Below are 23,780 nucleotides of genomic sequence, written 5' to 3' on the forward strand. Positions count from 1 at the left end.
TCTACGAAGCGATCGTCAAGGGCGAGAACATCCCGGAGCCGGGCATCCCGGAATCGTTCAAAGTCCTGCTCAAAGAACTCCAATCGCTGTGCCTCAACGTCGAAGTGCTGTCGTCCGACGGCGCCGCCATCGAATTGCACCAGAGCGATGACGATCTCGATCGCACCGCGGCCAACCTGGGCATCACGTTGTCCCGCAACGAATCCGCGGTGGTGGACGACCTGCCGGGCTGATCGGGCTGCCGCGCACCGATCAGCGCGCCGCGCACGGAACCGTGACGATGGTCCGTGCGTGGCGCGCTCCGGCGGTTTCACAGACCGAACACCTTCGTCCCGCAGACCCGGTGTGCGGGGTTCAGCGCGCGGACGCATCGACGTTTGGCGTGCTCCGCCGCGGGTAGCCGCTTCGAGACCGCAGAGGAATGCGCGGCGGAAACGGCATCGCTTCCACCTGCGACCAACAGCTCGTGCCCTCGGACGGCAGGGAACGGCACTTCTCATGCGCGTCCGGGTGCGGACCAGGGAGAGCGAGAGGAGGCCACGTGCACTACATCGATGAGACCAAACACCTACTGAGCGATCTCGTAGGGCGCGTACTCGAGTCGGCGAGCAGCTACTCGAGCAGTCAAACCGTGACCATCGCACGCCCGCGCGCCGAGGTCGAGCGATTCTGGCGCGATCCGGCGAATCTGTCCGAGGTCCTCGGCGATGTCGCCGAGGTCCGTTCGAGTGGACCGTCGAGCTACGAGTGGACGTTCCCTTCGGGCACCGACGGACGCACGACCTGGCAGACCACGCTGCGTGAGGAGGACGGGCACTTCCGTTTCGTCGGCACGACGGACGACGACACCGCTTCCGTGCCGGGCTTGGAGCTCGAACTCGGCTTCCGGGACGCGCCCCGCGACCTCGGTACCGAAGTGACGATGCGGGCGCGGACTCCGCTACCGGACCTGCTGACCGGCGCGGCGACCTTCACCGCCCTCTACCGAGCCCGCGCGCGGCTGCAGACCGGCGAGATACCCACCCTGGCCCATAACCCGAGCGTCCGTTCTTCTGCTCGGTGAACAGGAGGAGACATGCATGCGCTCTGCTGGAACGGCGTCGACGACCTCGCCGTGGAAACCGTCCCCGACCCGATCCTGGTCAATCCGCACGATGTCATCGTGCAGGTCCGCCTGACCACTACCTGCGGGTCCGACCTGCATTTCATCGATGGGTATCTGCCGGGAATGCGGGAAGGCGACGTCTTCGGACACGAGTTCATGGGTGAGGTGGTCGAAATCGGAGCCGAGATCACCTCGACAAAGGTGGGCGACCGCGTCGTCGTCCCGTCTTTCATCGGGTGCGCATCGTGCTGGTACTGCGACCGCGAACTGCATTCGCTCTGCGACACCACCAATCCGAACAGCGCGCTGCAACAACCTCTTTTCGGCTACCCGACCGGTGGCATCTACGGCTACACCCACCCCTTCGGCGGCTATCAGGGCTCGCACGCGCAATATATTCGCGTCCCCTTCGGCGATGTCAACTGTTTTCGGATACCGGAAGGCATCACCGACGAGCAGGCCCTGTTCGTCTCCGATGCCGTGCCGACCGGGTTGATGGGCGCCGAATTCTGCGATATCCACCCCGGTGACACCGTCGCGGTGTGGGGCAGCGGCGGCGTCGGATTGATGGCGGGGCATTCCGCCCGACTTCTCGGTGCCGACCGGATCATCGTCATCGACCGCTACCCCGAGCGATTGGCCATGGCAAGCGAGCAGTTCGGCGCCGAGACGATCGACTACACCGCCGTCGACAGCGTCCAGGAGGCCCTGCGTGAGAGCACCGGCGGCCGCGGCCCGGACGCCTGCATCGACGCGGTCGGAATGGAAGGGCATGGCACCGGACTGCAGCAACTCTACGACCGCGCCAAACAGCTGCTCCGGCTCGAATCCGACCGCGCGACACCGCTGCGGGAAGCGATTCTCGCCTGCCGGAAAGGCGGCGTCGTGGCAGTGCTCGGCATCTACGGGTTGACCGACAAGTTCCCCATGGGCGTCGTGACCAACAAAGGCCTCACTATTCGCACCGCACAGCAATATGGTCAGCGGTACGTGCCCCGGATGTTCGATTACATCCAGCAAGGCGACCTCGACCCCTCGTACCTGCTCACCCACGACATGCCGCTCGAGGACGCGGTGTACGGCTACGACATCTTCAAGAACAAAGAAGAAGGCTGCATCCGCTCGGTCTTCCGGCCCTGACGGGGGGTTCGGCGCTTCACCCGGTCGCCGACCGGTAGCGCGGCGTGGCGGATGCGCTGCTCGGCCCCGGTCCGCTGGACGCCGGTGAATAGATCGAATGCGCTCGCGCGATGACCTTGCGCATCCCGTAGCCGTTGATGATGGATATCCCATAGCGGTGTTCGAACTCGGTTCGCAGTTCGGTTCCGGCCGGCGCCGCGCAGCAGATCGCGAAGCGCACCGACGAAGTGTCCGTCCGTATCTGGCGAGGCAGCTCGGACAGCGCCGCGTACAGGCTCGGTACCGCCGAGTAGTAGGTGGGCCGGATTCGCTCGATCCGGTCCAAGAACGACTGCGCGCTGACCGGGCCCGCCATGGTGGCGCAACCCCCGGCTGCCAACGGTGACAAGGCGCCCACCAAAATGCTGCACAACTGCCGCATCGGCAGGGTGGACAAGCTGTGATCGGCATCGGTGAGCGCGAATACTTTGATCGCCAGCCCGCACATGGCCTCGAGGTTCCGGTGGTCGAGCATCGCTGGATCGCCGCCGCCGTAGCTGATCAGCGCAGGCGCTTCCCCGCTGGGCCGCACCGCTTCGATAATGTCCTGTTCCGCCGCGCTGAGCGCCGCGGTGGGCGTGATCACCCGGACCGTCGCGGCGATCGCCGCCGGGCCCGCGGCGGCGATGAGGACCTTGGAATCAGAATCGGCTATCTGATGGCTCGCTTCCGTGGGGGTCGCCATCGGATCGATCAGTGCGGGTGTGGCGCCCAGACGCCAGGTCGCGAACAGCGAGACCACCAGGTCGACGGAGCCGGGCAGCCTGATCGCGACGACGTCGCCGGTGGCGACACCCACGCCGTTCAGGGACGCCGCGACGCGCCGCACAGCGGCCAGAAACCCACTGTTGTCCAGTTCGATGCTGTCGTCGGCAAGGGCGGGTGCGTTCGGGGCCGCTACGGCGCGACAGTCCGGGAGAATCGAAAGCGTCATGCGGTCTCCTCGGCAAGAGCTTAGGGAGCAACGGCTGCAACGGCGTAGGGCTTGACGACCACGGTAGGAATCGCGGCGCGCCTCGGCACCGTCGTGCGGCGCTCAAATTCGTCGCGCGGTTTGTCGCCGGAAGACAATATCGTTCTCGCGGTCACGGCGATGTCACTACGATCAAGTGGTGACGAGTACTCGTCGCAACGGTGATATCGAGGTCGACCGTTGTGTCGCGACGATCGCCGCCCGCATGAACGAGCGGGTGACGGATATCAGCGCGACTGTGCGCCGCGGGCTCGAGGACGAAGTGCCGGAGCTGCCCACGGACGTCCACACCGTCGAACTGCTCGGCGCCAGCGTGCAGGGCAATATCGACACCTTGCTGCACGCGCTGCGCCACGATTTCCCGGCGACGCGCATCTACCTGCCTTCGGCGGCCATCGAGTACGCGAGGCGCTTGGCGCAGCGCGGCGTCCCGCTCAATGCCCTGGTTCGCGCTTATCACCTCGGCCAGCGGCGAGTAACCGAACTGGCTTTCGCCGAACTACAGGCGACAGAGATGATGCCGGTGGACCGCTCCCTCGTCGGTCAGGTGATCACCACCAGGCTGTTCCATTATCTCGATCGAATCGTCCAGCAGATCGTCGCCGTCTACGAAGGCGAGCGCGAGCGATGGCTGGAAACTCGCAACAGTGTCCGCGCGCTGCGTGTGCGCGAATTACTGGCGGGCAAGACCGTCGATATCGATGCCAGCACCGAGCTGATCCGCTATCCACTGCGTTGGCACCACCTGGCGCTCATCGTCTGGTACCCCGACGCCGGTGCCGACGATGACGAACTGGCCCAGCTGCAACAGTTCGTCCGTGCGGCGGCCGAGACGGGCGGAGCTGCCGCGAGCCCGCTGTTCGTCGCCGACGATCAGCTGAGCGGCTGGGCTTGGCTGCCGTACCGATCGGCGCAACCCGCCGCCGTCGGCCACGTCCGTGTTTTCGCTGCCGCGCAACGCGACGCCCCACGGGTCGCGATCGGCACGATGGCTCCCGGAGTAGCCGGGTTCCGCCGGTCGCACCGCTCGGCTCAGGACGCACGCTCGGTCGCACTGGCGCGGGGAGACGCCGAACGGCGCGTCATCGCGGCCGAAGATCCCGGATTGTCGGTGGCAGCCCTGCTCGGCAGGAGCATCGCGGAAGTCCGGGAATGGGTGGGTGAGGTGCTCGGCGCCCTGGCCTGCGACAACGACAACGACGCGCGGCTCCGCGAGACGCTTCAGGTATTCCTGCGGACCGGATCGAGCTACAAAGCGGCCGCCGCGGAGCTCGATCTCCACTCCAACTCCGTCAAGTACCGCGTCGGACGAGCGATCTCACGACGCGGCAGGCCCATCGCCGAAGACCGGCTCGACATCGAACTGGCCCTGCTCGTCTGTCATTGGTACGGAGCGCCGGTACTGCGCCCGGAAACGGCGTGATCAGCCGTTGGCACAACGCGGCTCGGCGACAGCGTCCAGGGCAGCGGGTCTTGACGCGCTGGTGGAGGATGGGAAGATGCGGACTCGCTTCCACGAGAACCTCGATCAACTCGCTGATCGGTTACAAGCGATGTGCCTGCGTGACCGCGATGCCATCGCCACCGCCACGAGCGCCCTGCTCGGCGCCGATCTGGAGTTGTCCGAACGGGCGATCGATACCTGCCACGAGATCGATGCCATGCGTGAGGACTGTGAGCACACGGCGGTGAGCCTGCTGGCCTTGGAGGCGCCGGTCGCCGGTGAGCTACGGCGGGTGGTCACCGCCATCCAGCTCGTCGGCGATCTGGTCCGTATGGCCGCGCTGGCAGAGCACATCGCCCACGTCGCGCGCCGCCGCCATCCGGAGCACGCGGTGCCCGAAGCGGTGCGCCCGATCGTGGCAGGCATGGGTGCGGCCGCCACCGACATGGCCACCAGCGCCGCCGAGGTGCTGGTCTCGGGCGACCCGCACGACGCCGCCCAGCTCGACGGCCAAGACGACACCATGGACCACCTGCATGAACAACTCCTTGCGGCGATACTTTCCGACGAATGGACCGGCGGAACCGCCGCCGCGGTCGATCTCACCCTGCTCGGTCGCTACTACGAGCGATTCGCCGACCACGCCGTCGAAGTCGGCCGACGCACCATCTTCATGGCCACCGGCCACTCCCCCGACCACTGGCCCTCGGTCGACCCGGCCATGAATGAGGGTGGACTGCCGGGGGCCTCTCGGCAGTAGCCCGAGCGGCGTCCTGGGGCCTGACGCGACGAGGTCGAACACCGTGTCAGTGGTCGTGACAGGGGCGTGACAGGTGGATGTCAGGGCGGGTGCCGATGGTGGTCGCATGAGAAATTCAGCGATCGCGGTTTCCGGACTGCGGAAGGCATACGGGGACAAGGTCGTGCTCGACGGCATCGATCTGGAAGTTCGTGCGGGCACGGTCTTTTCCCTCCTCGGCCCGAATGGGGCGGGTAAGACGACGACGGTCAACGTGCTGACCACGTTGGCGAAGGCAGACGGCGGGTCGGTACACGTCGCAGGCCATGACGTCGCAACCGAGGCCAAGGCGGTGCGTGCGGCGATCGGGGTCACCGGTCAGTTCGCGGCGGTGGACGAGCTGCTGACCGGGCAGGAGAACCTGCAGCTGATGGTGGACCTGAACGGGGTACCGTCCAGTGACGGCAAGCGGACCGTCACAGAGCTGCTGGAACGCTTCGATCTGCTCGAGGCGGCGCAGAAGCCCGCGTCGACCTATTCCGGCGGTATGCGCCGCAAGCTCGACCTGGCGATGACGCTCGTCGGCAACCCGCGGATCATCTTCCTGGACGAGCCGACGACCGGACTGGACCCGCGCAGCCGGCGCACGATGTGGACGATCATCCGCGATCTGGTGGCCGACGGCGTGACCATCTTCCTCACCACCCAGTACCTCGAGGAAGCCGATCAGCTCGCCGACCGCGTCGCGGTACTCCACCAGGGCCGCCTGGTCGCCCAGGGCACCCCCGACGACCTCAAACGCCAGATCCCCGGGACGCACGTGCGGCTGCGCTTCACCACCGTCACCCAACTCGGCGCGGCTGCGCGGCTCTTCACCGACTCCACGCAGGACCAGGAGGCGCTGACCCTGCGGGTCCCCAGCGACGGCGGGACGAAATCGCTTCGCGCTCTGCTGGACCGGCTCGACGAGTACTCACTCGGCGCCGAGGAGTTCTCCGTGCACACACCCGACCTCGACGACGTTTTCCTCGCCCTGACGGGCCACACCACGGAGGCTGCGAAATGAGCACCGAATCCCATTCGATGGTGATGTTGCGCCGCAACTTCAAGCACATCGCCCGGAACCCGACCTCGGTGTTCAACGCGGTGCTGATGCCGATCATCATCATGTTGATGTTCGTGTACATGTTCGGCGACGCTTTCGACGTCGGTGTCGACTACATCGACTACGCGACACCGGGACTGATCCTGCTGGCCGTCTGTTACGGGCTGGGCGCCACCGCGACGTCGGTGAACTCCGACATGACGACGGGCATCATCAACCGGTTCAAGGTCATGGACGTCTCCCGTGGTGCGGTGTTGACCGGTCATGTCATCGCTACTGTGCTGACCAATCTGGTCGCCATCGCGGCCCTCGTCGGGGTGGCCTTCCTGCTGGGATTCAGCCCGGCGGCGAGCTTCCTCGATTGGCTCGGCGTGGCAGGCGTCGTCGTGCTGCTCGGTTTCGCGGCCGCCTGGCTCACGGTCGCCTTGGGATTGGCGGCGAAGTCTCCGGAAACGGCGGGTCTGGCGTCGGTGCCGCTGGTCATGCTGCCGTTCTTCAGCAGCGCGATCGTGCCCGCGGAGAAGATGGGGCCGGGCCTGCGGCAGTTCGCGGAGTACCAGCCCTTCACTCCGATCATCGAAACCATGCGAGGATTGCTCAACGGCGCACCGTCCTCCGGCGACGCGATCGCCGCCGTCGCCTGGTGCGCAGGGATCGCTCTCCTCGGCTACCTGTGGGCGCGTTCCACGTTCACGAAGCGAGCGTGACCGAGACCAGCCGACTCCAGCTCGTCTGCGCCCCTTCCCGAACCGCCTCGGTGAACCCCGCGTCGCCGAGGCGGTTTCGCGTTGCCTGCTCGATCCGGCCCACATCCGGCTGGGAAAGATCCGGCAGACCGCGCAGGCCCGCACTCGCCGCGAGCAGCCGTGCGGCCTGCTCGTACTGCCGGTCACGCAGCGCCAGGTCCGCGATCCCGACGAGCACTTGGGCGATCAGCGGTGCATGCCCCGCCACGGATGCCGCGCGGAACGCCTCGGCGCGGTGTGCGCGGGCCTCGTCGAGATCCTCGGCGAGGTAGCCGAGCAGGTCTTCGATCGCCGCGCGGACGTTCGCCCGCTCGGCGTCGTCGCCCAGGATGGTCTTCGCGACGCCGAGTTGCCGGTGTGCCTGCTCGGTGTCGCCGCGCCAGCGCGCGAGCTCCGCCTTCGTCAGCGCCAGCTCGGCCAGCGCGTTCGGCCAGGCGACTCGCCGCGCCCACCGCTGCGCCTCGGCCATGGCGGCCGCGCTCGACTCCGCATCGCCCGACAGCCAATACAACTGGGCCTGCCGCGACCGCATCGGCACGACGTCCTCGATGGCGCCGACCTCGGTGACGATCGCGATCGCCTGTTCGTAATGCTCGCAGGCACCGGCGAACTCGCCGCGCATGGCGATTCGATTCGCCAACTCGATCTGGGCGAACGAGATTCCCCACCGTTCGCCGAGCGCGCGAAACTCGGTGAGCGCCGTCTCGAGGTCTGTGTCCGCATCCCGGCCGTCGTGCCCGAGCTGGATCCGCGTCTTGCCGAGATGCAGCCGGGCCAGTGCGCGTACCCAAAGGTCCTCGTCGTCCAGCAGTGATTCCCACGCGGGCAACAACGCGTCCGGGCCATGCAGCAGACGTTCCAGTGGGGCGATGAACCTCAGCACCGGATGACGCTTCGGAACATGCCTGCTGATTTCGTAAGCCTTGCGGATCCACTCCTGCGCCTGATACTGGTCACCCTGCCGTCCGGAGGCCACGAACTGTACGACGAACGCGTACACCATGGCCCGGATATCGTCGGCCACCTCGCCGGGCAGGGCAGCGGCCGCCATGATCAGCTCGTTGCCCTCGGCTTTGTGACCACCGAGCCACCAGTACCAGCCTGCGGCCGCGGCCAGTCGCATCGCCGGGTCTGCCGCGCGGGCCGCGAGCGCACCACGCATCGCGGCAGCGATGTTGTCGTGCTCGACCTCGAGCGCGGCCAGCCATTCCAGTTGCTCGGCACGGCGAAGATGCGGGTCCGCGGTTTCGGCGAGTTCGGTGAAATACGCGAGATGCGCACGACGCGCCAGATCCGATTCACCCGCCTCCGCGAGACGCTGCTCGGCGTACTCCTTGATCGTGCCGAGCATCCGGTAGCGCGGCGCCCGATCGCCCTCGGTGACCACCAGCGATTTCTCACTGAGCGCGATCAGCAACTCGAGCACCTGATCCGTTTCGACCGCGTCGCCGGCGCAGACCCGCTCGGCGGCTTCCAAGCTCGCTCCACCCGAGAACACCGAGAGCCTGCGCAGGACGGTCCGTTCGGCGTCGGTCAGCAACTCCCAGCTCCAGTCGACCACCGCGCGCAGGGTCCGGTGCCGCGGCAGCGCGGTACGGCTGCCGCCGGTCAGTAGGCGAAACCGGTCGTCGAGACGGTGGGCGAGCTGATCGAGGGACATGGTGCGCAACCTGGCCGCGGCCAGTTCGATCGCCAGGGGCATCCCGTCCAGCGCCCGGCAGACGCGCACCATCGTCGCCAACGTGTGGGCGTCGCTCACGAGATCCTTGCGCACCGCGCCGGCCCGGTCCCGCAGCAGCTGGACAGCCGGCGAGGACTCGATCTCGCCGGGGGCGGCGTCCGCCTTCGGCAACGCCAGCGGCACAACCGGCCACAGTGCCTCGCCGGTGATGCCCAGGGGTTCCCGGCTCGTCGCGAGGATCCGCAGCCGCCGGCATTCGCCGAGCACTCGATGGGCGAATGTGGCCGCGGACTCGATCACGTGCTCGCAGTTGTCCAGAATCAGCAGCATGGATCGCTCGCGGATCGCGGCGACGACCCGATCCGTCGGCTCCGCGTCCAGCGCCTCGCCGAGCAGCGCATCGCGCAGTTTGAGCGCGGCGAGCGTCGCTTGCGCGACGTCACCGTCGGCGCCGATGGCCGCGAGTTCCACCATCCAGACTCCGTCCGGCAGGTCGCCGAGCAACGTGCGCGCGGTTTCCGTGGCCAGTCTGGTCTTTCCCGAGCCGCCCGGGCCGATCAGGGTGGTGAGCCGATGTTCGGCGTTGAGTTCGCCGACCGCGGCGATATCGGCGTCCTTGCCGACGAAGCTGGTCAGCTCGGCACGCAGGTTGGTCTTGCGGTTCTCCTCCCGCCGTCCCAACTCGCCGCGCAGCAGTGCGATGTGCAACGCGGACAGCTCTGGTGATGGGTCGACGCCCAGTTCGTCGGCCAGGGTTTCTCTCGTGCGCTCGTACACGAGCATCGCCTCGGTGTCGCGACCGGTCGCGACGAGGGCACGCATCAGCGCGGCGACAAGCCGTTCCCGCACCGGATGCGCGGCCACCAGGTCGGTCAGTTCCGTCACCAGCTCCGGGCCGTGGCCGAGGCTGATCTCGGCGTCGAACCGGTCCTCCATGGCGGTCAGGCGTAGCCCCTCGAGCCGGGTGACCGCCGCATCGAACGCCGCACTCTCCTGTAGACCGATGTCCTGCATGGCCGCGCCGCGCCACAATCCGAGGGCCTCGCGCAGCAGCCGTACCCCCCGTGGATCCTCGTCAGTGCGAGCCCGGGCGACGAGGCGTTCGAACCGAACGGCGTCGACAGCGTCGGGCTCCACCTTCAACCGGTAGCCGTCCGCCTGACCCTCGACCACCCCGTCCGGCAGGACCTTCCGCAGCCGGGAAACCAAGCGTTGCAAGGCATTCGCCGCATCGGAGGGAGGTTGTTCACCCCAGATCCAATCGATGAGAGTCGCCTTCGGGACCGCGTGACCCGGTTCGAGCGCGAGAGCGGCCAGCAGCCCGCGCAGCCGCGCGCCCGGCACGTCGGCGAACACTCCGTCGTCCACGCGAAGCTCGAATGGTCCAAGAATCCCGATCTGCACCCGGCTGATCTTGCCATGGGCCATGAGCGGGTTTTCCGCTGCTGACGAGGCGCGGAAGGTCACCGAGGCGCCGGCCTGTGAGCTGGTACGAGCAGACCGTCGTCCCGCAGTGTCGGCCATGGCTGCGCCGTGGTCGGTGTCAGAGCCGTGTCAGTCGTGTGTCAGGTCTGTCGGCGACTGTGGTCGAAACAACCGCCACGAAAGGCAATCCGATGACTCGAACGGTTCCCGTCCCCCACGGCCTCCCCATGCAGCGCGATGCGGGCCCCTTCGACCCGCCCCGCGAAATCACCCGGCTGCGCGAGGCTCGCCCGGTCAGTCCGATGATCTTCCCCGACGGTCACGAGGGCTGGCTCGTCACCGGCTACGACGCGGTCCGCCGGCTCATGGCCGACACGCGGTTCAGCTCCCGCCAGGACATCGGCATCCTCCACGTGCCGTACGAGACCCCTGGCATACCCGCCGCCACCGAACCGTCGCCGCAGATCCCGGGCTTGTTCATCGCCATGGACCCGCCGGACCACACCCGGCTGCGGCGCAAGCTCACCGGCGCGTTCACCGTCAGGCGCATGAAAATGCTCGAAGAGCACATCATCGAGATCACCGAGCGGCAACTGGACGAGATGGCGCGGCTCGCCCCGCCGGTCGACCTGGTCAAGGAGTTCGCGCTGGCGGTGCCCTCGCTGGTGATCTGCGAACTGCTCGGTGTCCCCTACGCGGACCGGGAGACCTTCCAGATCAACTCCGCCAAGTTCTTGGTCAAGGACCAGCAGCTCGACGAGAAGATGGCCGCGTACGGCGCGATGACCACGTACCTGGCCGGACTGGTCACGCGCAAGCGCGCCGAACCCGGCGACGACATACTGTCCGACCTGGCCCGTCATGACGACCTCACCATCGAGGAGCTGACCGGTGTGGCCTTCCTGCTGCTGCTCGCGGGCCACGAGACCACCGCCAACATGCTGGCGCTGGGCACCTTCGCGCTCCTGGAGCACCCCGAGCAGCTGGCCGAACTGCGCGCCGACCCGGATCTGCTGCCCGATGCGGTCGAGGAACTCATGCGCTACCTCTCCGTCGCCGATATCTTCTATCGCTACGCCACGGAGGACATCGAACTCGGCGGCGAAACGATCGGCAAGGGATCGACCGTCGTCGTCTCACTGCTGGCCGCCAACCACGACCCGCAGCGCTTCGACAACCCCGACACCCTGGACATCCACCGCAAGGCCCGCGGCCACCTGTCCTTCGGACACGGCGTCCACCAATGCCTCGGCCAGCAACTGGCCCGCATCGAGATGCGCGCCGGTTTCGCCGGACTGCTGCGTCGCTTCCCCAACCTCGAACTGGCCATACCCGCCGGTGAGGTGAAACTCAGGACCGACATGAATATCTACGGCGTCCACGAATTGCCGGTCACCTGGACGGAAACGGCCCGGTAGAACCGTCGGCCGAGCGTGTCACCCGCGGGGAACGCGCTTGCAGGGCCTGTCTTGTGGATCGCTCCGGGGGGCGGCGAAGCCCCGAGATACCTCCACGGGACATGCCCTATCCGTCGATCATGAAGGGAGATAACGAAGTGCGAATCTCAGTGGATCGGGAGCGCTGTATCGGCGCGGGCATGTGCGCCCTTCTCGCGCCGGAGGTCTTCGATCAGGACGAGGACGACGGCAGGGTGCGGTTGGTCGACCCGAGACCGCGGCGCGGTCACTCGGCAGTGCGGGAGGCCTTGGACGCGTGCCCGTCCGGGGCACTCGAGATCTCCGAGTCGCGGGACTAGAGGCCGATGGACTCGGGCCGTGCACCGCCCCACAAAACAGCTGTCGCTGGTCATGACGTGGTCGTAATTGTGTTGGCGCGGTGTGCGTGAGTTGTTACGGTGTCGGCGTGAGTTCTCCGGAGGCGTCCAGACGGTAGCCACCTGGCCTGTGCGCTGGGTGGCGTTGTGAGCGTGGTTCCCGCTGCTCCCCGAGCGGCTGGTGATGCTCGATATCTCGCAACGCCGGACGATGTCGATTCTTTGCTGTCGGGTGATGGTTCGCCCGATTCCGCAACCATCTCGGGTGCCGTGATGTGATCGTGGCGCCCTGTCTCCGGGAAGTTGTCTTCTTATGCCCGTTGTGGTGTTCGTGCTGGCCGTTGCTGTCTTCGCACAGGGCACGTCCGAATTCATGGTGTCGGGATTGCTGGAGCAGATCGCGGCCGATTTGGGACTCTCACTCGGTACTGCTGGTTTGCTGACCTCGTTGTACGCGGTCGGCATGGTGTTCGGTGCGCCGGCGCTGGCGGTGGCGGCGGGCCGGATGCCGGTCAGGTATTCGGTCGCGGCGTTCTTGGCGTTGTTCTGTGCCGCTCATGTCATCGGTGCTGTCGCCACCGGATTCGCGGTCTTGCTGGTGACTCGGGTCGCCGCGGCGGTGGCCAACGCCGGGTTCCTGGCGATCGCGCTGGCCGCGCTGCCGCGGTTGGTCAGCACGGCCGCGATCGGCCGCGCGACCTCCGTGGTGGTGTCCGGGGTCACGGCGGCCTGCATCGCCGGTGTTCCGGCTGGCACACTGCTGGGGCAACTCTGGGGATGGCGTTCCGCGTTCTGGGCTGTGGCCGTCATCAGCGGTGCAGCGCTCGTACCGGTGTGGGTGATGGTCGGTCGTGACATGCGCGAGGATGTTCGGCCCGGTGCGCGGCATCTGCCGATGCGAAGCGAATGGGCAGTGCTGGGACGGCGACCCGTCCTGGTCGCTGTCGTGGCCGGGATCTTCGTCAATGCCGCGACGTTCGCCGGGTTCACCTACCTCGGCACGAACACGGCCGACGTCCCGGGCGGGGGCATCCGGTGGGTTCCGGTGGCGCTGGCCCTGTTCGGCGTCGGCTCGTTCGCCGGGTCGGCGCTCACCGGCCGTTACAGCGACCGTCACCGACGGCGGATCATCACCGCCGGAACGACGGTACTTGTCGGAGTATGGGTGCTGGCCGCTCTGACCACGCACACACTGATCGGGGTGCTGGGCATGGCGGCGGTGACGGGTGCGGTCGCATTCGGTGTCGGGTCGACGCTGATCGCGACGGTCGTGCAGACCGCCGCGTCGACGGCACCGCGTCTGGCCGGCGCTGTGGCGACTACCGCCTTCAATATCGGCGCCGTTCTGGGTCCCCCAGTCGCCGGTCTCGTCGTGGACCGCACCGGTCACCCCGCCACGGCGCTGTGGTGCAGCTCCGCCTTCGCGACCGCTGCGGTGGGTGTCGTTCTGGTAGGCCGCCGTCAGCGCAGCACGAGCCCGGTCGAGCAGGTGCGCGCCGGCGCACGGTGATACCGCGCTGTCCGCGGAAGGTGGGGCGGCGACCGGCCGAGCGGTGTCGCACCCGCCCGATCGCTCGAGTCGCCGCCCTGAGTCCGTCACTCGGACGTCATCGGTATCGCGGCCACGTGCCATTGGCGGTAACTGGGCGTAGAACGACAAGTGGTGCGGCACAACCAGTTTCGCCAGCAGCGGAGAGTACGCCAGGCGCGGAGGTCGCGGCCGCGTCAGGCCCAGCCGTCCGGGTTCGTGGCTGTCTCACGGGAAATGCCGGAGCCGGTGTCCGGGAAGATCCCGAACCGTTCCTGGTGCCGGTGCGCGAAGAAGTAGCACATGGCCTCGCAATCGGCGTCGAGCACGGCCACCTCGGGGTCGGCGGCCACGGCATCGAAGAAGTCTCGGCCCATGGCGACGATGAAGCCGCGACAGTACAAGAACCCGTCGTCCGAGCCGTCCGTGACTTCCTGGATGTCGGAACGATCGATGTCGAACAGCTTTCGCTCCAGCACCCGGTCCAGCGCGGTCAGCTCCTCGCTCGACAGGGGTTCGCTCAGGGCACGCAGATGGCCGAGAAACGTGTCCAGGTGCTTGTCGATAGCGTAGGCCTCGTCGTCACCGCGCCGGTCGGCCAACGCTTTTCGCAGCGCGTTCGGCTCCGCGCCGACCCGTTCCCACGCCGACTCGATCAGGCCCCAGAAGCGCGACTCGTCCGCCGCTGTCGGGATCTTGCTCACGCCGCAAGCTACCAGAGATCCGGGTTGCTTCGAGTCGGTGCCGACCTGGCGCGGCAGAGCAGGTCGGCACCACCCGAATCACACTGGGACGCCTCCGTAGGTCCGCCGGTATTTCGCTTGGAGGAACGACAGGACGCCGAAGGCCATCAGGCCGAGCGAAACCACGATGAGCAGCCAAGGCCCCAAGGCGCTGTCGGCGAAATCGTGCAGTACGGCGTCGACCCCCTTGGCATTCGCAGGCTCGTAGTTCGCGGCCGCCACCACCGTGGCGAGTCCGATGCCAACGACGATCACGCCCCGCGCCAGGTAACCGAACCGGCCCAACCAGATCACGCTCTCGCGCGACGCCTGGGTCATCCAGCCCATTCGCAGGTCATCGACGAAAGCGAGACGAAGCCCGCGCAGAGTTATCAGCACGCCCAGGGCAAGAATGGCCAGGCCGATCAGGAGCACCACCACCTGTCCCCCGTCCCAGCCGAGGATACGGGCGGTCACGTCGCGTGCGACGGCGTCGCTGGGCTGCGGCGACCGTCCGTCGACAACGAACCGAAGGACGACGAAGAACGCTACGGCGTAGAAGAGCCCGAGAGCCAAGGCGCGCAGCCGAAGTCCGTTCGGACCCCCCGCTGGCACGGTAGCGGCCTGCGCCAGCCGCCAAGCCGCCAGGGCGGCGAATCCGAGGGCCAGGATCCACAGCAGTAGATAACCCAGCGGTTTATCGGCAAGCGCGGCGAGCGCCCCGCCCGCGTTCGGCTCGTGCTGCGCGGTGCCGACAGCCAGCATGAACGCGAGAATGCCGATCACGATGTAGGCGATCCCGCGTGCGATGAAGCCGAATCGCGCTGCGCCGGCCAGTCCTCCGGATCCCGCAGACCTGCGCGGCCCCCGGCTGTCACGCCGACGCCACCGGCCGCCATACCGGCTCCGCCACCGACTGCCGTAACCGCCGCGCCACCGGCTGCGCCCCACTCCGCCGGTACGGCGCCATCGATTCCTAGGAGCACTTCGAAACAAGCTCATGATTCTCACCTCTCATGAACCCGTATTGCCCACTTCGGCCGGAATAACCGCGCCGAGGTCGTCAATGGGCCTGCTCCGACTCGACCGGACCGGCACCGCGACCGCGCGAATCCGGTTGCCGCGTCCACGGATCCGTGCCGCCGCCGGCGTTCCCGAAGTCTCGTGAGCGGTGATCGTGGCCCGACCTCGATGTTTGCGCCGGCGGATGACGTGCGGTCGGTAAGATGAGCGTCGCTCATTTTGAATGATCAGCAGGAGGGCGTGATGCCGCCGAAGGCTGTCGGTCAGCGCCGTCGTCCGACGCAGGAGCGTGCGAAGGCGACCAGGGAACACATTCTGGATACGGCCGCGCGGTTGTTCGGGGAGCGCGGTATCGCCGATACCTCGACCAATCGGATCGCGATGGAGGCCGGGGTCAGCATCGGCACGGTCTACCGGTACTTCGCTGATCGCGCGGTCCTGGTCGAGGAGTTGCTCGAGCGGTTGCTCGAGACCATCGAGCGGCGCTTCACGCAGCAGGTGTTCAATCTGTCGGAGAAATCCATCCAGCAGACTGTCATCGACATCCTGCAGGTGATCACCGCGGAACTGGTCGCGAACGCGCAATTGGTCCGTGCGCTCGTCGGCGGGGTGCAGTTCTACAGCAGTGGCATCCCGGAGTTCGAGCCGCGGCTGCGGCTGCTGGTCAAGGTGATGCTGATCCAGGTCCTCGGCCCGGGCGATGATCACGAGTACGACGTGATGACGTTCGTCATCATCAACACCGGCTTCGCGGCGGTCCTGCGCGCGTCCGCTCTGGATGTGGACAGCCGTGCCCGCGCGGAGGCGATCGATATGACCGGACGGATGATCGGCGCGTGGATCGAGGCCGAAGCCAAGGCCACCGCCGTCTGAGAGACGCGCGCTCGAAAAAGTGAGCACCTCCCTAGGTTTCGGCGGTGAATCACTCCCCGAGCCCGACTGTCCGTGTCTCGTTTCGCCTGGCCAGAAGCCGATTTCGGGGTCATCCGCCCCTCGTCGAAAGCGGAGTAGTAGTTGATCGACGGCTCGGATTACCGTTGATGACGGAGTGAACAACCGGTAACACCGAGGCGCCGCGCAGGTGCTCCACCCCGGGTGGGTCGAGCTTGGACGTGGCCGCGGCTGTGCGGTGGCGAGGAGGTCGAAGGTGATGATCGAAGGCATCGCTCATCCTGCTGTCGAGCCGAAAGGGCAGCCGACCATCCGGCCTGTGCCCGATGTGCACCGGCTGGCACGCGAGGTGGTCGCGCACATCGTCGATTCGGCGGCGCCCTGCCGGACGCTGCCAGGTGGCGCGGCCGGCGCCGACGTCGCCGAGGTGGTCCGAGCGTGCATGCAGTGGGCGATTCAGCGATTGGACGGGCAGGCCGTGCCGGACCGCATCGACTGTCTGCAGGCCGCGGCAGCGGGGTGGGCGCGCGAGGGGATCCCGATCGACACCGTCCTGCACGCAGTGCACGCCGGGTTCAAATTCGGGCTGGATCTGCTGTTCGGCGACCGAGGATCCCGGCACGTCGACATAGCCACCGGCGCCGCCACGGTACTGGAGCTGTTGAATCTGCTGACAGCGACCGTCGGCAAAGCCTACGTCCGCGAATACAAGGCCGTCGCCGCCGAGCACCACACCGCAGTGCACACCCTGACCTCGGCACTGCTGGGCGGGCACGCGACATCCGCGATGGCCCGCGAATGCGGAATACCCCTCGCCGACGAATATTTCGTGCTCGCTCTCGCCGTGCCCGCGCATCCCGACGAAGGCCGTCCCGGGCTCGACAGCCAAGTCGTCGCGCGACGCAAACTCCGCCGCCTCCAGGCCGCCCTCGCGGTCCAGTTCGGTGACCGAGCACTGTCGCTGCTGTCGATCGACGGGGGAACCATCCTCATTCCCCGCACACGTCCCGCTGCCCCCGACCTCGACGAGGTCGTCGAGACGCTATCCGCCGCCGCGCGAGTGCCGGTGACCGCCACTGTCGTGTCGGCAGGTCCCGATGAGGTCTCCACCGCAGCGGTTCAAGCCCACGAATTGTTGGACACCGTGCAACAGCTGGGGCGCGGGCCGGGGCTGTACCGATTCGCCGAGCTGGCGCTGCACTATCAACTGACCCGCCCGGGCGCCGGACGAGACCGGCTCCGCACACACCTGGCCCCGCTGATGAACCATCCGGAGTTGTTGGAAACACTGCGAACCCATCTCGACACGGGCATGCACCGCCTGCGCACGGCTCGGCAACTGCATGTCCATCCGAACACCGTCGATTACCGGCTGCGGCGAATCGCGCAGCTCACCAGCCTCGACCCCGCCGACGGCAGAGGAGTCTGGTACCTGCGCTCCGCGCTCATCGCCTCATCCGCTCACGGCGACCCGAGTGAGATACCGGCCGGCACCCGCCGCCCGGCCTGAGCAGCGGTGGCCGATGACCCGACAGCGGCTCGACGATCGTGCGTCGGCTACGAGTTCGCGATAGTGGTCGACAAGCGGCGGTCGGGACACGAAGAATACCGGGACGTGCGGCAGCAGCGGCACGGACGCTCATGGAGGTGCATGCGGTGGCCGGACGGGTACCCGTAGGTCGTCTGGCGAGAAGTGGCCGCCTCGGCAGCCTGGCCGCTGGGCAGGCCGTCCGCGGTGTCGGGACCCGGTTGTCGATGTTCGGCAGAACCGAAGAGGCCCGGCGGGTTCTCGCCGAGCGCTCGACGCTGCAGACGGCGCAACAGCTCGTCACGGTGCTCGGCGGTATGAAGGGCGCCGCGATGAAGCTGGGGCAGATGTTGTCGGTGCTCGAGATCGACCTCGTGCCGGAATCGCACCGTGAGCTGTTCCGAACCAAGCTCGCCGAACTGCGGGATCGCGCCCCGGCCGTGCCGTTCACCGCGATGAAGAAGGCCATCGAGGACGACCTCGGGCCGTTGGCGCGGGTGTTCGCCGACTTCGACGAGACACCGATCGCGGCGGCGTCGATCGGGCAGGTGTACCGGGCACGGTTACACGACGGACGCACCGTCGCGGTGAAGGTGCAGTACCCGGGGGTGGACGCGGCGATCCACGCGGACATGCGCAACCTGGAAATGCTCAGCAAGCTGTGGAAATCCGTCCTGCCGAGCGCGGCCGACACCGCCGTGCTGGACGAGATCGCCCGCAACATCGGCAACGAACTCGACTACCCACGGGAAGCTCGCACCCAGCACCGGGTGGCGATGCGCTACCGCGACCATCCCTTCATCACCGTCCCCGACAGCATCGAAGAGCACTGCACGCGCAGCGTTCTCGTCACCGAGTACGTCGAAGGCGGTGACTTCCGGCAGATTCGGGCGCTGCCCGCCGCCGAACGTGATCGCCTCGGTGAGCTGATCTACCGCTTCTACATCAGCGCACTGTTCCGCGACAACGAATTCTGCGGTGACCCGCATCCGGGCAACATCCTGCTCGCGGCCGACGGCCGACTGGCGTTCGTCGATTTCGGGCTCTACGACCGCATGGACCCCGTGCATGTCGACTTCGAGCGCGCGTGCCTGCGAGCCGCAGGTGAACTCCGCGCTCGAGACCTGTACGACGCCTGGGTCGGGCGCGGCATCATCGACCCGGGCGCGGGAGTCACCACACAGGAATGCCTGCAGTACGTGTGGGCCGCGGCGGGATGGCACCTGCACGACGAGCCGATCACCGTCACCCCCGAGATCGCCACCGGAGCGGTCATCCTCGCCATCGACCCGCGAGCCGCCGAGTTCAAAGGTATGCGCCGCCAACTACTCCCGGCCGAGCACGTCTTCTCCCGCCGCGCGGACCTGTTCACCTTCGCCGCGCTCGGCCAGCTCCACGTCACCAACAATTGGCATCGCCTCGCACGAGAGTGGCTCTACGACGAGCCGCCCACAACCGATATGGGGCGTGCGATCGAGCAGTGGCGACGCACTCGGCGACAGAGCGGTGACGCGGGCGGCTGACCGGCAGGATCGTGCCGCACCATCCGCACGGAATCGTCAGAGCCGACGGCCGTGACGCGGCGGGGCGCACGCCGCCCGCGTCGACTGCGGCTGCCTCGCCGAGGCCACCCCGCCGTGTGCACCGAGCGAGCACGCGCCGAACTCGCCGCCACCGAGCCCGGCGCAAATAACGGGCGAATCTCCTTGCGGCAAAGGAGAATTCGTCACAGCAACGCCATTAGTTAACTCCGATATTACTCAGGATTCATGGCGTCGATACGGATTTCTCGCTACTGTTGACGGAGCCTACAAAGCGGTGGGAATCGAGAATCTCACGTCGGCCGGGGGAATAGTCGCCCGTAGGAGAGTTCCCAGTGAAGTATCCAGTTTGCGCTCGCGTGCTAGGTCCATTGACACTTGCTATCAATAATCACAACGCAACACCGACTGCACAGAAGCAGCGGCAGTTGCTGGCATTACTCTTGGTCCGGCACGACACCGTTGTTCCGGTGACGACCTTGATCGAAGAATTGTGGAACGACGATCCGCCGCGCAGCGCGGTGACCGTCGTGCAGACCTATGTGCTCGGAATTCGCAAGAAGATGGCGGCGCAGCTCGGGGTGGGGCAGGCAGAGGTGGCCGAACGTTTTCTCCGCACGCGCAGCAAGGGCTATTCCTTCGACGTCAGGGACTGCGTGTTCGATCTGCGCGACTACCAGTCCATGTCCGAAGCCGCCCGATGCGCCGTCAAGACCGGCGACGACCAGCGGGCGGTGGATCTGTTCAGCGCGGCGGAGGCGCTGTGGAGCGGTCCGGCGCTGGTGGATGTGGAGGCCGGTATCCCACTCGCCGCCGAGATATCGCATCTGGACCATCTGCGGCTGACCAACATCGAGCTGCGGGTCGAGGCGGAGTTGCGGCTGGGCAGGCATCGCGAGGTGTGTCCCGATCTGGCGCGGCTGGCCATGCAGCACCCGCTACACGAGCGACTCCAGGCGTACTACATGTTCGCCCTGTGCCGCTCGGGGCAGCGCGCCCGCGCCCTGGCCGCCTATCAGGAGTTCAGCAGGTCCATGCAGGGTGAGCTGGGGTTGGATCCGTGCCAGAAGCTGCAGAAGCTGCACCAGGACATCCTGGCCGCCTCCGACGTCTCGGTGAGCGCGATGCTCAACAGCCGTCACGCCGGTTATCTGATCGGGTGGCACTCCACCGAGTACCGCACCGCCGCCGAGACGGCCTGACGCCGCTCGCCGTGCGCGAAGCCCGGCCCTGAGCCGCGCCGGGCCGGCCCGGGCGAACGTCCGGCGCGCTCATCCCCGACCGAGGAGCTCGTCCACCAACCCGGTGGTATGCGTCGCGGCGCGCATCGCCGGGTGGTCGAGCACCTCGCGCAGGAAGTCCCGGGTGGTCGCGACGCGGGTGCCGGAGATCCGGAATTCCTCCAGCGCCCGCCGCATCCGGGCCAGCGCCCGGTCACGGTCCGGTGCCCACACCACCAGCTTGGCCAGCAGCGAATCGTAGTGCGGGGGTATCGAATAACCGGCGTGCGCATGGGTGTCCACGCGGACGAAGGGACCTCCGGGCGGCGTGAATTCCGCCAGCACTCCCGGGGCGGGCGCGAATTCGGCGGCAGGGTCTTCGGCGTTGATCCGGCATTCGATCGCCGCGCCGCGCAGGACGATATCTTCCTGCACGATGCCGAGGGGTTGCCCTGCCGCGACACGAATCTGTTCGGCGATCAAATCGATGCCTGTCACCATTTCGGTGACCGGATGTTCGACCTGAATACGGCAGTTCACCTCCATGAAATAGTGATTACCCTCCTGATCGACCAGGAATTCCACTGTTCCGGCACCGGTATAACCGGCCTCCAACACACCGTTGACGGCGGATCGGCCCATTCGATCGGCAAGACCTTCCGGCAGCAGCGCAGCCGGCGATTCCTCGATCAATTTCTGATGCCTGCGCTGCACCGAGCAGTCGCGTTCCCCCAGGTGCACGCCGTTGCCGTGGCCGTCACACAGCACCTGGATCTCGACGTGCCTCGCCGCGGCGAGATACTTCTCCAGATATACCCGGCTGTCGCCGAACAACATTCGCGCCGTCGCCCTGGTCTCCTGATAGGCGCGAGGAAACGCCGCGCTCTCGTGCACCACCTGCATGCCGCGCCCACCCCCGCCCGCCGCCGCCTTGATGATCACCGGGAAGCCGATCGAATCCGCGAGTGCGTGCGCCTCGTCGAGTTCGAGCGGATCGAGGCTGCCCGGCAGTAGCGGCAGACCCGCCTTCGCCATCAGCGTGCGCGCCGACTGCTTGTCGCCGAGCTGGGCCATCACGTCGGCCGGCGGCCCGATCAGTGTGACGCCTGCCGCGCGGCAAGCGTCGGCGAAATCCGGTGACTCCGAGAGGAATCCGTACCCGGGATGGATCGCGTCGGCGCCGGTGAGCTCGGCGGCGGCGAGGATCGCCGCGGCGTTCAGATAGCTGCGCTTGGCCGCGGACGGGCCGATCTGCACCGCCTCCTCGGCGAAACGCACCACCGCCGATTCGGCATCGGCGACCGAGTGCACTGCCACCGTGCGCACGCCGAGCTCACGGCAGGTACGCGCGACGCGCAGCGCGATCTCGCCGCGGTTGGCGATCAGGATCTTCTCGAACATGGCGCCACTCCTACGCGACCGAACGGACCAGGACCTGCTGCCGCGCACCGAACCGCCGGAAGCGCGCGCGGCGCTCGTCGGCCAGCTCCGCACCGCTGCGGCCGACCAGCTCGCCGAGGGTCGCGGCCAAGGCGCGGTGCAACTGCTCGGCCGCGGCCACGGGAGCCGCACCCACGTCGTCACCCGGTTCGGGCAGGACCGCGTCGACCACCCCGAGACGCAGGAGGTCACGGGCGGTGAGCGCCAGCGCCGCCGCGGCCCGGGGCGCGGCGGCGGGGTCGTTCCACACGATCGCCGCGCAACCCTCCGGGCTGATCACCGAGTAGGTCCCGTTCGCGAAGATGAGCACCCGGTTGGCCACGCCGAGCGCCAAAGCCCCGCCGCTGCCGCCCTCGCCGATCACCACACTGATCACCGGCACCCGCAGTGCGGACATCAAACGGATGTTCTCCGCGATGACGATCGCCTGCCCCTGCTCCTCGGCGGTCGCGCCCGGGTACGCGCCGGGCGTGTCGATCAAGGTGATGACGGGCAGCCCGAGCTTCTCGGCCAGCCGCATGAGCCGTGCCGCCTTGCGATAGCCGGCCGGGGTCGGCATGCCGAAATTGCGTTCCATCAGCTCCTTCGGATCGTGTCCCTTCTGGTGGCCGATCACCATCACCGGTCGCCCGGCCAGCCATGCCGTTCCGCCCACCACCGCGGCGCAGTCGCCCGAGATCCGGTCACCGCGCAACTCGCGGAAGTCGTCGAACGCGAGTGCGAAGTAGTCGAGCGCGGTCGGGCGCTGTGTTGACCGTGCGCGGCGTACCTGCGTCCAGGGATCGGTCGCGGGGACGCGAGCCGGATCGGTGATCGCTCCCGCGTCCGCGGGGAAACGGGTCTCGGCCGGATCGACCGGACTCGCGGCCCGCAGCAGCGCGCCGAGCGCCTGGCGCAGGCCTGCGCGCGGCACGATCATGTCGATCAACCCGCGTTCCAGCAGGAATTCGGCGGTCTGGAACCTCGGCGGCAATTCCTGCCGGATGGTCTGCTCGATCACCCGGCGCCCGGCGAACCCGAGACGCGCGCCCGGCTCGGCGATCAGCACGTCGGAGAGGGTGGCGAAGGAGGCGGCTACGCCGCCGTAGGTAGGGTCGGTGATCACGCTGACGGTGAGGATGCCCGCTCGGTCCAGCTGCTCCAGCGCCGCGCTGGTCTTGGCCATCTGCATCAGCGCCAGCGGCCCCTCCTGCATCCGGGCGCCGCCCGACGCGGTGACGATGATCAGCGGGATACGCCGAGCCAGCGCCGTTTCGGCGGCAGCGGTGATCATCTCGCCCACCGCGATGCCGAGACTGCCGCCCAGGAAGCGGAAGTCCATGGCGGCGATCACCACCGGCCTGCCCTCGATCGCGGCCAGCGCGCACAGCACCGCGTCGGGCATGCCCGTGCGGGCACGAGCGGCGGCCAGCCGGTCCGGGTAGGACTTGGTGTCGGTGAAGGTCAGCGGGTCGTCGTCGGTGGCGGCGACCGGCAGCGGCTCGAAGCGTCCCTCGTCGGCGAGCTGTCCGACGCGCTGTTCGGCGGTGATCGGCGTGTGCCTGCCGCATTCGCCGCAGACACCCAGGTCGCGGGCGAACCGTTTGCCGTACAGCGGGATCAGGCATGCCGGGCAGAGCACCCAGTCCGCGGCGGCGTCCTGCCTGCCGTGTGCTGACTTCATCACGCGTGTCTCCTTGCTCGGGGAACGGGTGATCGATCCGGGCAGCGCCGGCC

Annotated in this window: 20 protein-coding genes; 14 read left to right on the forward strand and 6 right to left on the reverse strand. The window is 67.6% G+C overall.

Features of this window, described 5'->3' with window-relative positions:
* The 3 genes from IU450_RS05510 to IU450_RS05520 form a co-directional block, all read left to right on the forward strand.
* The coding region (locus IU450_RS05510; RefSeq protein WP_195148722.1) for a hypothetical protein at positions 1 to 233 on the forward strand (233 nt) is incomplete at its 5' end.
* Positions 234 to 541: 308 nt separating this feature from the next.
* Positions 542 to 1,063: an SRPBCC family protein gene (locus IU450_RS05515; protein WP_195148723.1), complete on the forward strand. Its 522-nt coding sequence runs from the start codon at positions 542 to 544 to the stop codon at positions 1,061 to 1,063.
* Between the two features lie 12 nt (positions 1,064 to 1,075).
* Entirely contained in the window at positions 1,076 to 2,245 is a 1,170-nt protein-coding gene (locus IU450_RS05520) for a zinc-dependent alcohol dehydrogenase (protein WP_195148724.1), read from the forward strand.
* A gap of 16 nt (positions 2,246 to 2,261) precedes the next feature.
* Here IU450_RS05520 and IU450_RS05525 read toward each other — a convergent pair whose 3' ends face one another.
* Positions 2,262 to 3,218: a class I adenylate-forming enzyme family protein gene (locus IU450_RS05525; protein ID WP_195148725.1), complete on the reverse strand. Its 957-nt coding sequence runs from the start codon at positions 3,216 to 3,218 to the stop codon at positions 2,262 to 2,264.
* A gap of 178 nt (positions 3,219 to 3,396) precedes the next feature.
* Between IU450_RS05525 and IU450_RS05530 the strand changes: the two genes are divergently transcribed.
* From IU450_RS05530 to IU450_RS05545, 4 genes are all read left to right on the forward strand, one after another.
* Positions 3,397 to 4,680 (forward strand): PucR family transcriptional regulator, encoded by a 1,284-nt coding sequence (locus IU450_RS05530; protein WP_324197549.1) that lies wholly within the window; start codon positions 3,397 to 3,399, stop codon positions 4,678 to 4,680.
* Between the two features lie 76 nt (positions 4,681 to 4,756).
* Complete coding sequence (gene phoU, locus IU450_RS05535) at positions 4,757 to 5,461, forward strand: phosphate signaling complex protein PhoU (RefSeq protein ID WP_195148726.1); 705 nt, start codon at positions 4,757 to 4,759, stop codon at positions 5,459 to 5,461.
* Positions 5,462 to 5,567: 106 nt separating this feature from the next.
* Positions 5,568 to 6,506 carry an ATP-binding cassette domain-containing protein gene (locus tag IU450_RS05540; RefSeq protein WP_195148727.1) on the forward strand — a complete coding sequence of 313 codons (939 nt, stop codon included), beginning with the start codon at positions 5,568 to 5,570 and terminating at the stop codon, positions 6,504 to 6,506.
* Positions 6,503 to 7,252 carry an ABC transporter permease gene (locus tag IU450_RS05545; protein ID WP_195148728.1) on the forward strand — a complete coding sequence of 250 codons (750 nt, stop codon included), beginning with the start codon at positions 6,503 to 6,505 and terminating at the stop codon, positions 7,250 to 7,252. The genes IU450_RS05540 and IU450_RS05545 overlap by 4 nt, the downstream gene beginning before the upstream one ends.
* Here the strand turns inward: IU450_RS05545 and IU450_RS05550 are convergent.
* Entirely contained in the window at positions 7,236 to 10,340 is a 3,105-nt protein-coding gene (locus IU450_RS05550; RefSeq protein WP_324197550.1) for a BTAD domain-containing putative transcriptional regulator, read from the reverse strand. The two genes, IU450_RS05545 and IU450_RS05550, sit on opposite strands and share 17 nt — an antisense overlap.
* A gap of 248 nt (positions 10,341 to 10,588) precedes the next feature.
* On the opposite strand from IU450_RS05550, the gene IU450_RS05555 reads away from it, so the two are divergent.
* The 3 genes from IU450_RS05555 (at position 10,589) to IU450_RS05565 (ending at position 13,681) form a co-directional block, all read left to right on the forward strand.
* Positions 10,589 to 11,815: a cytochrome P450 gene (locus IU450_RS05555; RefSeq protein ID WP_195148729.1), complete on the forward strand. Its 1,227-nt coding sequence runs from the start codon at positions 10,589 to 10,591 to the stop codon at positions 11,813 to 11,815.
* Positions 11,816 to 11,952: 137 nt separating this feature from the next.
* Entirely contained in the window at positions 11,953 to 12,153 is a 201-nt protein-coding gene (locus IU450_RS05560) for a ferredoxin (RefSeq protein WP_195148730.1), read from the forward strand.
* Positions 12,154 to 12,484: 331 nt separating this feature from the next.
* Positions 12,485 to 13,681 carry a Cmx/CmrA family chloramphenicol efflux MFS transporter gene (locus IU450_RS05565; protein ID WP_195148731.1) on the forward strand — a complete coding sequence of 399 codons (1,197 nt, stop codon included), beginning with the start codon at positions 12,485 to 12,487 and terminating at the stop codon, positions 13,679 to 13,681.
* Between the two features lie 215 nt (positions 13,682 to 13,896).
* Here IU450_RS05565 and IU450_RS05570 read toward each other — a convergent pair whose 3' ends face one another.
* Together IU450_RS05570 and IU450_RS05575 are read right to left on the reverse strand one after the other, a co-directional pair.
* Complete coding sequence (locus IU450_RS05570; RefSeq protein ID WP_195148732.1) at positions 13,897 to 14,403, reverse strand: DUF4240 domain-containing protein; 507 nt, start codon at positions 14,401 to 14,403, stop codon at positions 13,897 to 13,899.
* Positions 14,404 to 14,481: 78 nt separating this feature from the next.
* Positions 14,482 to 15,258, reverse strand: coding sequence for a DUF1206 domain-containing protein (locus IU450_RS05575; protein WP_195149534.1), 777 nt, complete (start codon positions 15,256 to 15,258; stop codon positions 14,482 to 14,484).
* Between the two features lie 429 nt (positions 15,259 to 15,687).
* Here IU450_RS05575 and IU450_RS05580 point away from each other — a divergent pair, with 429 nt between their 5' ends.
* The 4 genes from IU450_RS05580 (at position 15,688) to IU450_RS05595 (ending at position 20,606) form a co-directional block, all read left to right on the forward strand.
* Positions 15,688 to 16,317 carry a TetR family transcriptional regulator gene (locus tag IU450_RS05580; RefSeq protein ID WP_195148733.1) on the forward strand — a complete coding sequence of 210 codons (630 nt, stop codon included), beginning with the start codon at positions 15,688 to 15,690 and terminating at the stop codon, positions 16,315 to 16,317.
* A gap of 277 nt (positions 16,318 to 16,594) precedes the next feature.
* Complete coding sequence (locus IU450_RS05585) at positions 16,595 to 17,845, forward strand: PucR family transcriptional regulator (RefSeq protein ID WP_195148734.1); 1,251 nt, start codon at positions 16,595 to 16,597, stop codon at positions 17,843 to 17,845.
* A 146-nt stretch (positions 17,846 to 17,991) separates the two neighbouring features.
* The gene (locus IU450_RS05590; RefSeq protein ID WP_195148735.1) at positions 17,992 to 19,386 is read left to right on the forward strand and encodes an ABC1 kinase family protein; all 1,395 of its coding nucleotides are present in this window, start codon (positions 17,992 to 17,994) and stop codon (positions 19,384 to 19,386) included.
* Positions 19,387 to 19,763: 377 nt separating this feature from the next.
* Entirely contained in the window at positions 19,764 to 20,606 is an 843-nt protein-coding gene (locus IU450_RS05595; protein WP_324197612.1) for an AfsR/SARP family transcriptional regulator, read from the forward strand.
* Positions 20,607 to 20,675: 69 nt separating this feature from the next.
* Here the strand turns inward: IU450_RS05595 and IU450_RS05600 are convergent, their stop codons facing one another.
* Together IU450_RS05600 and accA are read right to left on the reverse strand one after the other, a co-directional pair.
* Positions 20,676 to 22,025: an acetyl-CoA carboxylase biotin carboxylase subunit gene (locus tag IU450_RS05600; RefSeq protein ID WP_195148737.1), complete on the reverse strand. Its 1,350-nt coding sequence runs from the start codon at positions 22,023 to 22,025 to the stop codon at positions 20,676 to 20,678.
* 10 nt (positions 22,026 to 22,035) lie between these two features.
* A complete protein-coding gene (gene accA / locus IU450_RS05605; protein WP_195148738.1) occupies positions 22,036 to 23,727 on the reverse strand; it encodes an acetyl-CoA carboxylase carboxyl transferase subunit alpha in 1,692 nt (563 codons plus the stop codon).
* Positions 23,728 to 23,780 lie beyond the last annotated feature (53 nt).

The sequence above is a fragment of the Nocardia abscessus genome (assembly GCF_015477775.1).
Classification (GTDB): Bacteria; Actinomycetota; Actinomycetes; order Mycobacteriales; family Mycobacteriaceae; genus Nocardia; species Nocardia abscessus_A.

Bases quoted from the DNA above. Each gene is read 5' to 3' on its own strand.
- accA (WP_195148738.1), bottom strand. From the start codon at position 23,727: ATGAAGTCAGCACACGGCAGGCAGGACGCCGCCGCGGACTGGGTGCTC.
- IU450_RS05555 (WP_195148729.1), top strand. From the start codon at position 10,589: ATGACTCGAACGGTTCCCGTCCCCCACGGCCTCCCCATGCAGCGCGAT.
- IU450_RS05565 (WP_195148731.1), top strand. From the start codon at position 12,485: ATGCCCGTTGTGGTGTTCGTGCTGGCCGTTGCTGTCTTCGCACAGGGC.
- phoU (WP_195148726.1), top strand. From the start codon at position 4,757: ATGCGGACTCGCTTCCACGAGAACCTCGATCAACTCGCTGATCGGTTA.
- IU450_RS05600 (WP_195148737.1), bottom strand. From the start codon at position 22,025: ATGTTCGAGAAGATCCTGATCGCCAACCGCGGCGAGATCGCGCTGCGC.
- IU450_RS05525 (WP_195148725.1), bottom strand. From the start codon at position 3,218: ATGACGCTTTCGATTCTCCCGGACTGTCGCGCCGTAGCGGCCCCGAAC.
- IU450_RS05545 (WP_195148728.1), top strand. From the start codon at position 6,503: ATGAGCACCGAATCCCATTCGATGGTGATGTTGCGCCGCAACTTCAAG.
- IU450_RS05585 (WP_195148734.1), top strand. From the start codon at position 16,595: ATGATCGAAGGCATCGCTCATCCTGCTGTCGAGCCGAAAGGGCAGCCG.
- IU450_RS05580 (WP_195148733.1), top strand. From the start codon at position 15,688: ATGCCGCCGAAGGCTGTCGGTCAGCGCCGTCGTCCGACGCAGGAGCGT.
- IU450_RS05540 (WP_195148727.1), top strand. From the start codon at position 5,568: ATGAGAAATTCAGCGATCGCGGTTTCCGGACTGCGGAAGGCATACGGG.
- IU450_RS05520 (WP_195148724.1), top strand. From the start codon at position 1,076: ATGCATGCGCTCTGCTGGAACGGCGTCGACGACCTCGCCGTGGAAACC.